The organism is Streptococcus penaeicida (assembly GCF_002887775.1).
GTDB classification, from domain to species: Bacteria; Bacillota; Bacilli; order Lactobacillales; family Streptococcaceae; genus Streptococcus; species Streptococcus penaeicida.
The window spans coordinates 1-240 of sequence record NZ_LOCM01000088.1 but is presented as its reverse complement, the minus strand read 5'-3'; the positions used below and the strand labels follow the sequence as shown (position 1 = coordinate 240).

General features: G+C 36.7%; 1 pseudogene. It reads right to left on the bottom strand.

Going from position 1 to position 240, the window contains the following annotated elements:
- Positions 1-240: pseudogene (locus tag AT575_RS11125) on the bottom strand (IS1182 family transposase); the annotation flags it as partial.

The following is a 240-nucleotide window of genomic DNA, read 5'->3' as shown; positions in this document are numbered from 1 at the left end:
TATCTCTGATTCACATAAAGACCTTTCTGAGGGGCTAAATCAGGATATTCTGCCTTATAAACTCTGATCTCTTGTTGGAATCCAGTAGATGTTCTAGTCTCTTTGATATAGTCAAATGATAATCCCATCCATCCGGATGCGTGTAGGTATCACTGACCTCATCGTAAAACCAATTATCTAGATTCTTTGAAGACTGTTTCTGCTTTCTTTTCTGCTCCTTATCAAACATACCATATTTAA